This window comes from Cellvibrio sp. ARAG 10.3 (assembly GCF_051846955.1).
Lineage (GTDB): Bacteria > Pseudomonadota > Gammaproteobacteria > Pseudomonadales > Cellvibrionaceae > Cellvibrio.
Map to the genome: position 1 here is coordinate 210688 of NZ_JBPYCU010000001.1, position 13534 is coordinate 224221.

General features: G+C 50.8%; 17 protein-coding genes. 7 read left to right on the top strand and 10 right to left on the bottom strand.

Going from position 1 to position 13534, the window contains the following annotated elements:
- Positions 1-61: 61 nt before the first annotated feature.
- From ACSV5M_RS00800 to ACSV5M_RS00825, 6 genes are all read left to right on the top strand, one after another.
- Positions 62-568, top strand: a complete 507-nt coding sequence (locus tag ACSV5M_RS00800; protein ID WP_439173480.1) for a Fur family transcriptional regulator — start codon at positions 62-64, stop codon at positions 566-568.
- Complete coding sequence (znuC, locus tag ACSV5M_RS00805; RefSeq protein ID WP_439173482.1) at positions 565-1338, top strand: zinc ABC transporter ATP-binding protein ZnuC; 774 nt, start codon at positions 565-567, stop codon at positions 1336-1338. The genes ACSV5M_RS00800 and znuC overlap by 4 nt, the downstream gene beginning before the upstream one ends.
- Positions 1331-2116 carry a zinc ABC transporter permease subunit ZnuB gene (znuB, locus tag ACSV5M_RS00810; protein ID WP_439173483.1) on the top strand — a complete coding sequence of 262 codons (786 nt, stop codon included), beginning with the start codon at positions 1331-1333 and terminating at the stop codon, positions 2114-2116. The genes znuC and znuB overlap by 8 nt, the downstream gene beginning before the upstream one ends.
- Before the next feature lie 111 nt (positions 2117-2227).
- Complete coding sequence (locus ACSV5M_RS00815) at positions 2228-2446, top strand: hypothetical protein (protein WP_087467295.1); 219 nt, start codon at positions 2228-2230, stop codon at positions 2444-2446.
- A gap of 29 nt (positions 2447-2475) precedes the next feature.
- A complete protein-coding gene (locus tag ACSV5M_RS00820) occupies positions 2476-2757 on the top strand; it encodes a hypothetical protein (RefSeq protein ID WP_439173484.1) in 282 nt (93 codons plus the stop codon).
- Positions 2758-2859: 102 nt separating this feature from the next.
- The gene (locus ACSV5M_RS00825; protein ID WP_439173486.1) at positions 2860-3741 is read left to right on the top strand and encodes a UDP-2,3-diacylglucosamine diphosphatase; all 882 of its coding nucleotides are present in this window, start codon (positions 2860-2862) and stop codon (positions 3739-3741) included.
- A gap of 40 nt (positions 3742-3781) precedes the next feature.
- On the opposite strand, the gene ACSV5M_RS00830 is transcribed toward ACSV5M_RS00825, so the two are convergent.
- From ACSV5M_RS00830 to ACSV5M_RS00855, 6 genes are all read right to left on the bottom strand, one after another.
- Positions 3782-4357, bottom strand: a complete 576-nt coding sequence (locus ACSV5M_RS00830; protein WP_439173488.1) for a hypothetical protein — start codon at positions 4355-4357, stop codon at positions 3782-3784.
- Between the two features lie 125 nt (positions 4358-4482).
- Positions 4483-5157 carry an SCO family protein gene (locus tag ACSV5M_RS00835; RefSeq protein ID WP_439173490.1) on the bottom strand — a complete coding sequence of 225 codons (675 nt, stop codon included), beginning with the start codon at positions 5155-5157 and terminating at the stop codon, positions 4483-4485.
- Positions 5158-5168: 11 nt separating this feature from the next.
- Positions 5169-6098 carry a heme o synthase gene (gene cyoE / locus ACSV5M_RS00840; RefSeq protein ID WP_439173492.1) on the bottom strand — a complete coding sequence of 310 codons (930 nt, stop codon included), beginning with the start codon at positions 6096-6098 and terminating at the stop codon, positions 5169-5171.
- Between the two features lie 29 nt (positions 6099-6127).
- A complete protein-coding gene (locus ACSV5M_RS00845) occupies positions 6128-7162 on the bottom strand; it encodes a COX15/CtaA family protein (RefSeq protein WP_439173494.1) in 1035 nt (344 codons plus the stop codon).
- A gap of 5 nt (positions 7163-7167) precedes the next feature.
- Positions 7168-7803, bottom strand: coding sequence for a hypothetical protein (locus ACSV5M_RS00850; RefSeq protein WP_439173496.1), 636 nt, complete (start codon positions 7801-7803; stop codon positions 7168-7170).
- Positions 7804-7811: 8 nt separating this feature from the next.
- Positions 7812-8582, bottom strand: coding sequence for an SURF1 family protein (locus ACSV5M_RS00855; protein WP_439173497.1), 771 nt, complete (start codon positions 8580-8582; stop codon positions 7812-7814).
- A gap of 61 nt (positions 8583-8643) precedes the next feature.
- On the opposite strand from ACSV5M_RS00855, the gene ACSV5M_RS00860 reads away from it, so the two are divergent.
- Positions 8644-8868 carry a DUF2909 domain-containing protein gene (locus ACSV5M_RS00860; protein WP_087467303.1) on the top strand — a complete coding sequence of 75 codons (225 nt, stop codon included), beginning with the start codon at positions 8644-8646 and terminating at the stop codon, positions 8866-8868.
- 59 nt (positions 8869-8927) lie between these two features.
- Here the strand turns inward: ACSV5M_RS00860 and ACSV5M_RS00865 are convergent, their stop codons facing one another.
- The 4 genes from ACSV5M_RS00865 to coxB form a co-directional block, all read right to left on the bottom strand.
- A complete protein-coding gene (locus tag ACSV5M_RS00865) occupies positions 8928-9848 on the bottom strand; it encodes a cytochrome c oxidase subunit 3 (RefSeq protein ID WP_439173499.1) in 921 nt (306 codons plus the stop codon).
- An 82-nt stretch (positions 9849-9930) separates the two neighbouring features.
- Entirely contained in the window at positions 9931-10500 is a 570-nt protein-coding gene (locus ACSV5M_RS00870) for a cytochrome c oxidase assembly protein (protein ID WP_439173500.1), read from the bottom strand.
- Between the two features lie 11 nt (positions 10501-10511).
- The gene (gene ctaD / locus ACSV5M_RS00875; RefSeq protein ID WP_439173501.1) at positions 10512-12062 is read right to left on the bottom strand and encodes a cytochrome c oxidase subunit I; all 1551 of its coding nucleotides are present in this window, start codon (positions 12060-12062) and stop codon (positions 10512-10514) included.
- Between the two features lie 10 nt (positions 12063-12072).
- Positions 12073-13218, bottom strand: a complete 1146-nt coding sequence (gene coxB, locus ACSV5M_RS00880; RefSeq protein WP_439173503.1) for a cytochrome c oxidase subunit II — start codon at positions 13216-13218, stop codon at positions 12073-12075.
- Positions 13219-13534: the final 316 nt, after the last annotated feature.

Sequence of the window (13534 nt, forward strand, 5' to 3'; positions counted from 1 at the left end):
GAGGATTGTTATAGAGTAACATACTTGGTCACCGCCAGCTCACCGGAATCACCGCTTCGCTATGGAAAAAACACCGCTAGCTTATAGCCATCATAATCACAGCCATTGCATCAAAGACGCCATGGTATCTGCACGTCATTTATGTGAGAGCCGCGGCGTGCGCCTGACTTCTTTACGTGAGCAGGTGCTCGAGCTGATCTGGCAAAACCATAAACCCCTCGGGGCTTATACGCTGATGGAAATGCTCGCCTCTGCGTCCACACGCCGGGTAGCCCCGCCGACGGTGTATCGCGCACTGGATTTTCTACTTGAGCAGGGACTGGTCCATCGTATCAATGGGCTGAATGCGTTTATCGGTTGCCCTTCGCCGGAAAAAAAACACCAAAGTCATTTCCTGATTTGTCGCCTGTGCGATACTGCTGTTGAGCTGGATAACAACAAACTGACGCAGGATATCCAGTCGTCTGCCAAAGATGCTGGCTTCGTTGTGGAAACCCACTCTCTGGAAGTCATGGGTGTTTGCCCGGCATGTACAGGCAAGGCGCTCAAGGAGGGGCGTGCATCGTGAGCGCCCCCTTGATCAGCGCACGCGGTGTCGGCGTTCGGCGGGGTGAACGTTATCTGGTGAAGAATGCGGATCTCACACTCGAAGCCGGAAAGATCCTCACCTTGATCGGCCCCAATGGCGCAGGCAAAACTACGCTGGTACGCAGCGTATTGGGTTTAATCAGGATTGATGAGGGCGTTATCGAGCGTCGCGCTGATCTGCGAATCGGCTATATGCCGCAACGCCTGCATATTGATGCAAGCCTTCCGTTAACCGTGGCTCGCTTTCTTGCTTTAGGCGGTGCTCCCAGAGTTGAGCTACAGGACATCTTACAGCTGACCGGTATTGCACATTTGCAACAGACAACGATGCAATCGCTTTCGGGCGGCGAAACACAGCGGGTACTATTGGCTCGTGCGCTATTGCGCGATCCACAGCTATTGGTATTGGACGAGCCCGTCCAGGGCGTCGATGTAACCGGGCAATCTGCGCTATATGGATTAATTAATGAAATACGCAAGCGCCGTCAATGTGGCGTGCTGTTGGTATCCCATGATCTGCACCTGGTCATGGCCACCACCGATACTGTCGTGTGCCTGAACCAGCATGTGTGTTGTCACGGCCACCCGGAAAAGGTGACCAGCGATCCAGCTTACCTGGCGTTATTCGGCGATACACCTAAGCCACAAGTAGCAATTTACACGCATCATCACGATCATCAGCATGATGCGCACGGCAATATAATTTCCCATCGTCACAGTGCTGATTGTGAGCACGATCATCATGCCTGATTTTTTACTCTATGCATTGTTATCCGGTCTTGGCGTGGCACTGGTGGCGGGACCTTTAGGGTCATTTGCCGTATGGCGACGTATGGCTTATTTCGGCGATACCCTGGCGCATTCGGCACTCCTCGGCGTCACCTTTGGTTTTTTACTGGATATCAATTTAAACCTGGCGGTGGCCGTGGGATGTTTATTGCTGGCGTTGATATTGGTGGCCTTACAACAGAACCGGTTTCTGGCAACCGATACATTATTGGGCATCCTGTCCCACTCAACCCTGGCGCTCGGTCTTGTGACGGTGAGTTTGTTCAGCGAAAGCCGTATCGATCTATTGTCCTATTTATTTGGCGACATTCTCTCAGCTAATCTCACTGATGTCGTTACCGTTTGGCTAGTTGCTCTCGCCGTGTTAGCCGCACTCATGTGGTTGTGGCGGGCGTTGCTCGCCATTACGGTTCATGAGGAATTGGCCCAGGTTGAAGGTGTACCAGTCACCGCCGTGCGCACGGCGCTGATGTTGCTGATGGCATTAGTTATTGCGATTGCCATGAAAGTTGTGGGGGTACTGTTGATTACTGCACTGCTGATTATTCCCGCCGCCGCCAGCCGTCGTTTAACCCACACACCGGAATCCATGGCAATCCTCGCCAGCCTCCTTGGCTGCCTTGCAGTTTGTGCTGGACTAGCCGCTTCGTTTTTCTGGGACACACCTGCCGGCCCATCCATTGTGTTATCCGCCACCGCCTTTTTTATTCTGACACTAGCTAAACAGCGAACGGCTTAGTGCATTTACCCTGTGAGCAATATCTCACACGATCTACCGCCGTTAGCCACTATTCCCCCACCCATGTTTGTAGCAAACTGGCCACATTTTAGCGCACAAGGATCATGCATCATGGCCGTACTTAACATTGGTGATGAAGCCATTAACAGCGAAGAGATTGCTATCAAGGTTCAATCAGATATCACCTTCCTCGCTGATCGGTTGAAATTGCTCGAGCAACAACGCAATCCCAACCCGGTAGTGGTTCAAACCTACAAAAACATGCTCGAAAGCCGCCAAGCGGTTTTGGATTGGCTGTTACAAGACAACAAAAAAGTCAGTAACGGCTGAAGTCTGTCCCGCCTAGGGAAGGATGTACTATGGAAACCCTGATCTTTTCCCAAGCCGCTGTTTTCCATCTTCAACAACTTGCCAACCATCTGCATCATCACACAGGTAAACGTCACAAGCTTTCTACAACCCAAGGTATCATCGATTTATTGATTGCCGGTGCCAACTCCCATGCGCCCGATGTCAAACGCTGTTATACCGCTTTCGCTATGGAGTTAAACCGCCGCCAGTTGGATGCGCTGGCGAGCCAGGGCATTTATATTGACCCCTCGGATATCCTTCATCCAAAAGGTGCCCAACATACCGGTTAACTGTTGCCGTCGTTCTTTTCGTCATTAAATCTTCATCATCCTGTTGCAAAGCCGTCACATGGCTGGGTAAAACTTGCGCAAACAGCCCGACGGAACAGCACCATGACTGCATACCGCCAAGCCTTGCGCAACGATGACCTCAGCAATACCCCACTAGCCTCCATTCCTCCCCAGCTCCAACCCCGACCACCAGCAAAACACATCAGTGCCCGCACTATCTGGATATCCGACATCCACCTGGGTTACCGCGATTGCAAAGCAGATTACTTGTTGGAGTTCCTCAGCGATATCAAATGCGACACCTTGTACCTTGTTGGAGACGTTATTGATCTGTGGGCGCTTAAGCGGCGTTTTTGTTGGCCGGCGAAGCATTATCAGGTGATGTTGAAATTCTATGAACTCGCGAGCAAGGGCACTCGCGTTATTTATGTGCCGGGGAATCACGATGAACCTATGCGGCACTTTTGCGGCCAATTGTTCGGGCCTATAGAAATTGCGTTAGAACATGAATACACCACCGCTGACGGCAAGCATTTATTGATCATGCACGGCGACGCCATGGATGCTTACATCAATCTCAGTTGGCTGACGCGCTTTTGCGGTGATATTGCCTACAATTTTTTATTATTTATCAATCGTTGGGCCAATCGGTTCCGCAAATGGATGGGTCGCCCTTACTTTTCTCTTGCGGGCTTGATCAAAAGCAACATCAAGGGCGCCAAGGCTGCGATTGAAACCTATCAAAACGAAGCCATGGAAGAAGCCCGGCGACGCGGTTTCGACGGCGTGATTTGCGGTCATATCCATTACCCTGCGCTGTTTGAAGCGAACGGTATTCGCTACGCGAACACTGGCGATTGGATTGAAAACTGCACCGCATTGGTGGAGGATTATCAAGGCAAGATGCGGTTATTGCATTACAGCGATCAGGTGCAATGGCAGGAAGATCTGGCAGACTCGCTCGTGGCAAGTCACGTTGCCTGAAGCATCGTGAGCCTGGTTAAACCAGACTCACGATATACGATTACTTGTTGGCGATAGCGTAGTTAGCAACATCCTGAGCTACATCGGAGAGCATAGCGTTGGACGCTACACCAAACGCGTCAGTATAAGCGCCAGCTTTGCGTATGAAGCCGGGATTACTTAACTGCTTACCCGTCTTTGCTTCTTCAAATGATGCATCCAGAATCACCACCGAACTGCCGGCCATTGCGCCAGCCCAGAAACGTGCAGCGCCGCCGATAAATTTAACCTGCTTGACTAGCGGCTTGATCAACAACACATCCCGTTCTTGTATTGCTGAAAAATCCATCGCAGCCACTTCCTGAGCAGTCTTAACCTCCACCTCATCAAAAATTGCTCCAAGGCGGGAGGCTAAAACCTCATCAATTTTATTGACCGCCTTAATGTTTGCGGATTGATTAGCGTAGGGTTTGGCGATTTCGGATTTAACCAGGACCACTTTTTTATATTCGCCCAGATTGACCGTAGCGCGAGTGACTTTGGAAGGCTGTTCAGTAATTTGTGTTGCACAACCATAGACAAAAAACAACGATAAAATAATGGCTGAAACGCGAGTAATTGAGGCAGTAAAAGACATACCGATTCCCTTTTGTGTTGATTATTGATATTGCCCATAGTTGAATAGAGCGACATCAGACTATAACAAGCACAGGGGAAATACCAGTTGTATATGGTCAATCAGAAGCCTTTTACGAACCTCTTTTAATGATCGAAGCCCCGCACAACCGAGGTATAGGTAAGTTGCAGTTTCTCTACGGAGAAGGGAGGTTTAAAGAAGCCGTGGTAATCGCCCATGGGATTGATAATCACAATATTTCCGCTGTGGTCGACCGTATAATCCTCACCCTGGGTTACCTTGGCGAAGGCAACGTTTAATTCGTTGGCAAAACGTCGCAATGTCAGAAACTCACCGGTTACGCCGATAAAATCCTTGTTGAAAGCCGCTACATATTCTGCCAGAACTTCCGGCTTATCACGCGCAGGATCCAGGCTCACCAGAATAACCTGGGTATTATCGGCAATCTCTTGCGGCAAGGCCGGCATCAGGCGGCTGAGGTCCAACAGGGTCAATGGACAAATATCGGGGCACTGAGTGAAACCAAAAAATAATAACGACCATTTGCCTTGTAAATCTTCTCGCGTAAAAGGCTCGCCGTGATGATCAATTAATTCAAAATCACTGAAACGGCGTGGAGTATCAAACACAATGGCATCCTGGGCACGCAGTTCCATTTGATCCAAAATGCGCGGCTTCGTCACCTTGTGCACAATCAGACCAATAACCGTTGCGACTATCAGCAATAAAATAATAACGGTATTGCGTATACCGCGTTGACGGCTGGCGAGATCAAAGTTGTCTTCCGGTGTATCAGTCACAAACTCACCTGCTAGAGATTAAATTCAAGGTGTTGCGGCATGGGCAATAAATAGTGGTCGAGCAACATAATGAGGAACAACGCCATCAAATAAACAATGGAATACTTAAAAGTATCCATACCTACCGAAGGCTTTTTGCTAAAGATCATGGCCAGTGCCCAATATAAAAATCCGGCACCTAATACCAAAGCGCCCAACAAATATAACCAGTTAAACATGCCGGTGATGTAAGGCAATACCGTCACAATAATCATGATGATGGTGTACAACAAAATGTGCAGTTTGGTGTAAGCCTCACCATGGGTGACCGGCAACATCGGAATATCGGCTTTTGCATATTCATCTTTGCGGTGTACTGCAAGAGCCCAGAAATGCGGCGGTGTCCACGCAAAAATAATCAGTACCAATAGCAGCGCATGACCGTGGATTTCACCGGTAACGGCCGTCCAGCCAAGCAAAGGTGGCGCAGCACCGGCAAGGCCGCCAATAACAATATTTTGTGGTGTCGCGCGCTTCAAAAATAAGGTGTAGATGACGGCATAACCCAGCAGAGACGCGAGCGTAAGTACAGCGGTCAGCACGTTGATAAATACCACCAACAGCGTCATACCCAGCGCACCGATCACCAACGCAAAAAGCGCCGCCTGCATTGGTTCAACACGTCCCTTGGCTACGGGACGATTAAAGGTTCGCGCCATTTTTTTATCGATATGGCGATCCACCAGATGATTGACGGCTGCTGCTGATCCCGCACATAAGGCAATGCCAAGATTGCCGATAATCAATACATCCAGAGGAACCATGCCCGGTACGGCGAGAAACATACCGATCAATGAAGTCAGGATCATCAACATCACCACGCGCGGCTTACACAATTCGTAGTAATCGCGCCAGCTGGCCGATGCCAGTGTGGCGGTTTGTCCTTCAGGAATTTTGTTCATTTCACTACCTCTGCTTGCGCAGAATCCGGTTAACAACTTTTAGCGGTAAACAAGCGATGCATCAATGTGATCATCACCAGCAATAACAACGCACCCACGGCATTATGGGCGACGGCAACAGCCAAGGGTAATGAGCCCAGAATATTGGTCACCCCCAAGCTGATTTGTATGAGTAACACTAACATTAATAGCCACGCAATGGGACGCGTAACAAAACTGCCCAGGCGCACTAATTTCCAGGATAACAACAACACGAGAACCGTCACGACTATGGCACCCAGCCGATGGGTCACGTGAATAGCCGTACGCGCTTCGTTTTCCAGTAAACCACCGAGATAGTTAGGCCCGATACTCTGCGCAAAATTAAACGCATGTTCGAAATCCATCGCCGGCCACCATTCGCCGTGGCAGGTGGGCAAATCCGTACATGCCAGAGCGGCGTAATTTGAGCTGGTCCAACCACCCAAAGCTATCTGGGTAATGACCACCAGTAACGTTACCAACGCCAGCCATTTTAAACCGGATAGTTGGCGATGTTTGTCACCGGGAAGCTGCCATTGAGTACCAGCGCAGCGCAAGGTAAATAACCACAACAAACTGAGCGTTGCGAAACCACCCAAAAGATGTGCGGTGACCACTTGTGGCCATAACTTCAAGGTCACTGTCCACATGCCAAACAAGCCCTGGATGATCACCAGAAATAACAAGCCCAACGCGTGTTTGCGCGGATAGGATTGATGCGGCGTCTTCACCGACCAACGCCAGGTCGAAATTGTAATTCCCAGAATGATCAGGCCGAGAAAACCGGCAAAGTAACGATGGACCATCTCTGGCCAGGTTTTATCGTGCTCTACCGGAAACTCCGGAAAGCGAGCTTCGGCACGCGCTACTGCAGCGTCGCTCTTCGGCCAGGTCAGGTGTCCATAACAACCTGGCCAATCCGGGCACCCGAGGCCTGCATCAGACAAGCGTGTAAATGCACCCAGGACCACAACTACACAGGCGATAGCAGTAGCGATCAAACCCCAACGGTATGCACTGGATAATGGATTGTTATGCCACACCGGATCTACTCCTCGTAAGAATATTTGAGCATGCGCTTGATATCGTCGAGCAAGTCCTTGCCTTGATCCAGCGGTGTATAGGACATCATGACAAAGCCTTCCTGATCCATCAGGAAATAGTGACCGGCGGCAATCGCATCGGGTGGTAAATTGGTTTGGGCAAATAATTCTTTTACCGCATCTGCCGGGGCTTTTACGATGGGCACATGGGGATGTTCGGTGTGAATAAATTCCAGTGTGGCTGCGTCAATATGGTCATCGAGCAACAAGTAGAGACGCTCAACACGCCCGGATTTTTCCGCGAGGCGAATATGGACCTGCCGGGTCAGGTAAAGGTTTTTCTGGCATTGTTCATTGCAACTTGCATAGCCGGGAATAATCCAGCGCCATCGCTTGGCCTGTTCGCTGACTCGCCAGGCTTCGCCATCGGGTGTCTGCAACGGCAGATCATCAATCTGCTGCGGGGGATCAATTAATTGGCCTTTATTAACCGTGCCCTTCGGTATTCCAACACCGGTGTAATACACACTGTAAGCAATTATCATCGGCAGGATAACAATCAACATAATGGCGGCTGCCTGAAGACGACCCCGGCGCTGCTGTTTTTGCTGGTCGGTTAAACGATCTACATCATTGCTCATAAAAAGCCTTAATTTTTATCAGGTTCTTTTTGTCGGCGCCTACGCCAGTAATCCAGCAAATTGGTATTGGCAAATACAAACCAGATAATCAATGCCAGCGCCATGGCAAACCACTGAAATGCATAACCGATATGTTTTTCGGGTGTCATGTTCACGGCTTGCCATTCGGTCACAAGCGCACCGGGGCTACTTTCATCCAAGCGCACATAACGCGTTAAAAGCGCTTTCTGTAGTTGCCGTTCCATGTCCGGTATGTCGATAGCCATAATGATCCTGGGCCAGTCGGCTTGTCCGGTTTGTGCATCCAATAGGGGATGCTCCACGACTGAAACCAGCTCGGCAAACAGCGTCACCTCCCCTTCAATAGCATCTATCGTCGGTAATTGTGCGCGCGTCTTACCTGCTGCCAACCAACCCCGATTCACCAACAGCCGCTGACCATCACCTAAGACAAAAGACGTAACGACTTCAAAACCGACTCTGCCATGGCGTTGTTTATTATCAAGCAACCATGTATGGTCGTTATCGAAATGTCCCTGCACCATAACGCGCTGATAATCCGGCAAGTTTGCGAGATTAGCTGTGGTCAATGTCACCGGTGGCAGTGCCTGTTGCTGGGCGTAATGAGCTTCCAGTTCCTGTTTTTCCGCTGCCCGATACCACTGCCATGTACCAAGGCCGCATAATATCGGCAGGGTTATTAACGTAAACAGGGTGATATTGCGATTGAACGTCACAATGAAGCGCAGTTGATGTGCGGATTTATCGACAGAGTTCACGTGTACCTCAATCTCACCTTCGCTTACATCACCATCTTTTACTGATTACACGGAAACTGCTATGTGGTTAAAAATAATTATTCTGGTGTTGTTTGTGGGTATCCTGATCAGTCTCAGCAGCGCTTTAGGATTTCTGTTAAAAGATGCCAATGTTCCCCAATCAAAACGAACGCTGTATGCCTTGGGTATTCGTATCACGCTGGCTGTATTGATGATGCTGTGTATTTTTTACGGTTTCTACAGCGGTATCTTGCATAGCCAAGCGCCCTGGGATCACCGCATTTAAATTGCCGGCCAAATATTCAGATCAGGCAACTACCGGAAGCAGTTGCCTGAAACGCATCATTAACCAAAGATATAAACGGCGATAAACAAACCTACCCACACGACGTCAACAAAGTGCCAATACCAACTGGCTGCTTCGAAGCCGAAATTATCGTGGGGTTTAAAATGGCCTTTGAGTACAGAGCGCAGCAACATCACCAGCAGCATAAACGTACCCAAGGTCACGTGGGCGCCGTGGAAGCCGGTCAACATGAAGAAGGTTGTACCGTAGATACCGGATTCCAGCGTCAGCCCCAGCTCGGTGTAGGCATGGTGATATTCCCACACTTGCAACACCAGGAAGATAATACCCAGCAAAACCGTCAAACCAAGCCAGGCGTTAAAAGCCTGACGCTTGTCATTTTTGATAGCACTGTGTGCAAAATGAACGGTAACGCTGGAGCTGAGCAGGATCACTGTATTCCAAAAAGGCAGCCAGCTGAACATGGCAACCAGGCCAGGAAAGCTCATGTTTTGCTGTGGACCTAACACCGTGGCTTTATCGCCGTTCACTGCCATATCCGGCGTGGTCATCAGCGGCCATTCCGCTTCAAAACCTTTCCACAAAAATTCATTGGTTGCTGCTGCATGGCCTTCACCGCCCAACCAGGGTAACGCCATGGTGCGAACGTAAAACAACGCACCAAAGAATGCGGCGAAGAACATAACCTCACTGAAGATAAACCAGCCCATACCCCACACATAAGAACGCTTCAATTGAGGGCTATTAAGGCCAGCCATATTCTCGCTGATAACAGCAGAAAACCAGCTCCATAAAACAAAAGCGAACACCAAGCCGCCCGCGAAAAAAATCATCGGGCCATTGCTGTTGCCATTAATCCAGTGCGCGGCACCAAATACTGTCAGAAACAGACCGAAGCTGGCCCAGATCGGCAGCTTGCTCTGTTCGGGTACGTAATAACTTCCTTCATGCGTTGCCATTTTTTCTCTCCGCGTTCGTTATGGTTTTGCGGTTAAACGTCCAATTTAATTCATTACTTTCGATGTTATTTCGTCGCTTTCTCTAGTTTGCTACTTTCGCAACCTTGTCGTTGGCAAAGCGATCTGTTACATCAAACAACGTATAAGACAAGGTAATGGTGTGAATGTGTTCGGGAAGATCCTGATCAACAATAAAGTACATCGGCAATTCCGCGCTTTCGCCCGCCTTTAGCGGCTGTTGCTCAAAACAGAAACATTCTGTCTTGTGAAAATAGGTGGCTGCCTTAAACGGTACCAAGCTGGGAATTGCCTGACCAATCATGTCTCTATCCGTACGATTGTTGGCCCGGTAATTAATTCGCGTTTGGGCGCCCGGATGAACCTTCACCGTGCGTACCTCGGGCGAAAACTCCCACGGCATACCTTCATTATTGGTCGCCACGAATTGCACGGTGATCGTTCGACTAGTGTCCACCTCCGCCGATACCGCCTGGTAAGGGCCGCCGGTTTTACCGTTGAGCCCCGTGATTTCACAGAACACATCGTAAATCGGCGGCATGACCCAGATGGCAAAGACAAACATACCAATTCCCAACGTGCCCAGCTTCAGACAGAGCGCATGGATGGGATTATTTGGTAGCAGCCCTTTCATCGCGGCCCCCGTTACTTCACTTCCGGTGGTGTGCTGAAGGTGTGGTAAGGCGCCGGTGACGGCACAGTCCACTCCAGACCTTCCGGGTCATCCCACACTTTGTCCGTGGCTTTTTTGCCGCCGACGATGGTGGAAATAACGATGTACAGGAACAACACCTGCGCACCGCCAAACAGGAAGGCGCCAACCGAGGAAATCATGTTCCAGTCAGCAAACATCATGTGGTAGTCCGGGATACGACGGGGCATGCCGGCCAAACCGGAGAAGTGCATGGGGAAGAAAGTCAGGTTCAGGCCGATAAACGCGAGCCAGAAATGGGTTTTGCCCATGACTTCGCTATACATCTTGCCGCTCCACTTGGGCAACCAGTAATACACTGCCGCGGTGATCGAGAAGATGGCGCCAGGTACCAGTACATAGTGGAAGTGCGCCACGACGAAGTAGGTATCGTGGTACTGGAAGTCCGCCGGTGCGATGGCGAGCATTAGGCCGGAGAAACCGCCGATGGTGAACAGGATGACGAAGGCGATAGAAAACAGCATGGGCGTTTCAAAGGTCATGGAACCCTTGAACATGGTCGCCACCCAGTTAAATACCTTCACCCCGGTCGGGACCGCAATCAGCATGGTGGCGTACATGAAGAAGAGTTCGCCTGCCAATGGCATACCAGCGGTGAACATATGGTGCGCCCATACGATAAAGCTGAGAAACGCGATGGATGCCGTGGCGTATACCATCGAGGCGTAACCAAACAGTGGCTTGCGTGCAAAGGTCGGGATGATCGCACTGACGATACCAAACGCCGGCAGGATCATGATGTACACCTCGGGGTGGCCGAAGAACCAGAAGATATGCTGGAAGAGTACCGGATCACCACCACCGGCCGCATTGAAGAAGCTGGTACCGAAATGGATATCCATCAACATCATGGTGACCACACCCGCCAGTACTGGCATCACCGCAATCAGCAAGTAAGCCGTAATCAACCAGGTCCACACGAACAATGGCATCTTCATCAGGGTCATGCCCGGTGCACGCATGTTGAGGATGGTGGCGATGATGTTGATCGCACCCATAATCGAGCTGGCGCCCATGATATGCACAGCGAAGATGAAGAAGGTCACGCTCGGCGGCGCATAAGTCGTGGAGAGTGGAGCGTAGAACGTCCAGCCGAAGTTGGGGGCGCCGCCTTCCATAAACAGCGTGGATGTCAGCATCGCGAAGGCGAAGGGCAGAATCCAGAAGCTCCAGTTGTTCATGCGCGGCAGCGCCATATCCGGCGCACCGATCATCATTGGAACCATCCAGTTAGCCAGACCGACGAAGGCTGGCATAACCGCACCGAAGACCATCACCAGACCGTGCATGGTGGTCATCTGGTTGAAGAAGTTGGGATCAACAATTTGTAATCCGGGCTGGAATAATTCCGCGCGGATAACCAGGGCAAAAACGCCGCCCAGCAGGAACATAGCAAAGCTGAACCAGAGGTACATGCTGCCGATGTCTTTGTGATTGGTGGTGTATAACCAGCGAGTTATACCCTTAGCAGGACCGTGTGCCATAACCTAGCTCCTAATTGCCTTGTTTATGGTTATAGATGTCAATTGGCTGGGTCATATCGCCCATGTTGTTGCCCCAGGCATTACGCTCATAGGTCACAACGGCGGCGATATCCACTTCACTCAACTGCTCACCAAACGCCTGCATGGCGGTGCCTTTCACACCATTCACAACCACATCGATATGTTGGTCGATGGGACCTACCGCAACACCCACACCCTTCAGGCCGGGGAATGTGCCGGGAATACCTTCACCGTTAACCTGGTGACAAGCGGCGCAGGAGCGGTTGTAAACTTCTTCCCCGCGCGCGTACAACTCATCGAAGGTAAATGTCTTGGAGGTCAGTTCGCGGACAGCAGCGGCAGCAGCCTGTTTCTCCTGCAGCCAGGCGCGATAGTCCTCTTCCGTCTTGGCCTCCACCACGATGGGCATAAAGCCGTGGTCGCGACCACAAAGCTCAGCGCACTGTCCACGATAGGTACCGGGCTCCGTGATCACGGCCCAGGATTCTTTGATAAAACCGGGGATCGCATCCTTCTTGACGCCCAGTGCGGGCACCCACCAGGCGTGAATGACATCGTTGGCGGTAATCAGGAAGCGGATCTTTTTATTGATGGGTACAACCAGTGGCTCGTCGACCTCCAGCAGATAATGCGGGCCTTTGGGCGCCAGGCCTTCGATCTGCTCGCGCGGCGTGCTGAGGCTGCTGAAGAAGCTCAAATCTTCCTCAACATAGTCGTATTTCCAACGCCATTGGTAGCCGGTGATCAATACATCCATATCGGCCTCAGAGGCATCGTAGAGATTAATCAGGCTTTTGGTGGCCGGCATAGCCATGAGGATCAGGATAGCCACCGGAATAACGGTCCAGAGGATTTCCAATGCAGTACTTTCATGAAAGTGTGCGGGCTTGACGCCGCGGGACTTGCGGTGAACGATCATGCTGAAGAACATGACGCCAAAAACCACAACTCCGATACCGACACACCACCAGAACATCTCCATATGGAGACCGTGGATGTCCTGACTGACAGGGGTAACCCCTTCAGTCATATTGTATTTCCACCGCTCTACCTCTTCTGCCAGTGACTGGTAACTGCTGACCAGCAAGGCAGGGGCAAGCAGCCAAGGGCTTCGCCCGTGTGCTCTATTCAACATCGCCCATCTTCTCCGTGTAGCTAATTATGCTTATTTTCTAACTACTGCAGGACACCTCGAGGGAGTGCCCCAGGCTACATCTTCGCTGAACCTCTGGCGGCGATACCCCTTACCGCCTCAACGAAAGCCAGATTCACAACTTCTCTCTACTCTGCTAACAGGAAGACTACGCTTACCGCTTTACAGGGAAGCTATTCAGGAACGAAGCGAGGCAAGCCGAGCGAAAGTAGAGCGAACGCGGAGTTTACACGCAGTAAAAACCTTGTTGAATCATTATTTCACGCTGCACTACCTGGCGCGACAAGATCCTGAACAA

Bases quoted from the DNA above. Each gene is read 5' to 3' on its own strand.
- ACSV5M_RS00800 (WP_439173480.1), top strand. From the start codon at position 62: ATGGAAAAAACACCGCTAGCTTATAGCCATCATAATCACAGCCATTGC.
- znuB (WP_439173483.1), top strand. From the start codon at position 1,331: ATGCCTGATTTTTTACTCTATGCATTGTTATCCGGTCTTGGCGTGGCA.
- ACSV5M_RS00815 (WP_087467295.1), top strand. From the start codon at position 2,228: ATGGCCGTACTTAACATTGGTGATGAAGCCATTAACAGCGAAGAGATT.
- ACSV5M_RS00820 (WP_439173484.1), top strand. From the start codon at position 2,476: ATGGAAACCCTGATCTTTTCCCAAGCCGCTGTTTTCCATCTTCAACAA.
- ACSV5M_RS00825 (WP_439173486.1), top strand. From the start codon at position 2,860: ATGACTGCATACCGCCAAGCCTTGCGCAACGATGACCTCAGCAATACC.
- ACSV5M_RS00830 (WP_439173488.1), bottom strand. From the start codon at position 4,357: ATGTCTTTTACTGCCTCAATTACTCGCGTTTCAGCCATTATTTTATCG.
- cyoE (WP_439173492.1), bottom strand. From the start codon at position 6,098: ATGAACAAAATTCCTGAAGGACAAACCGCCACACTGGCATCGGCCAGC.
- ACSV5M_RS00850 (WP_439173496.1), bottom strand. From the start codon at position 7,803: ATGAGCAATGATGTAGATCGTTTAACCGACCAGCAAAAACAGCAGCGC.
- ACSV5M_RS00860 (WP_087467303.1), top strand. From the start codon at position 8,644: ATGTGGTTAAAAATAATTATTCTGGTGTTGTTTGTGGGTATCCTGATC.
- ACSV5M_RS00865 (WP_439173499.1), bottom strand. From the start codon at position 9,848: ATGGCAACGCATGAAGGAAGTTATTACGTACCCGAACAGAGCAAGCTG.
- ACSV5M_RS00870 (WP_439173500.1), bottom strand. From the start codon at position 10,500: ATGAAAGGGCTGCTACCAAATAATCCCATCCATGCGCTCTGTCTGAAG.
- ctaD (WP_439173501.1), bottom strand. From the start codon at position 12,062: ATGGCACACGGTCCTGCTAAGGGTATAACTCGCTGGTTATACACCACC.
- coxB (WP_439173503.1), bottom strand. From the start codon at position 13,218: ATGTTGAATAGAGCACACGGGCGAAGCCCTTGGCTGCTTGCCCCTGCC.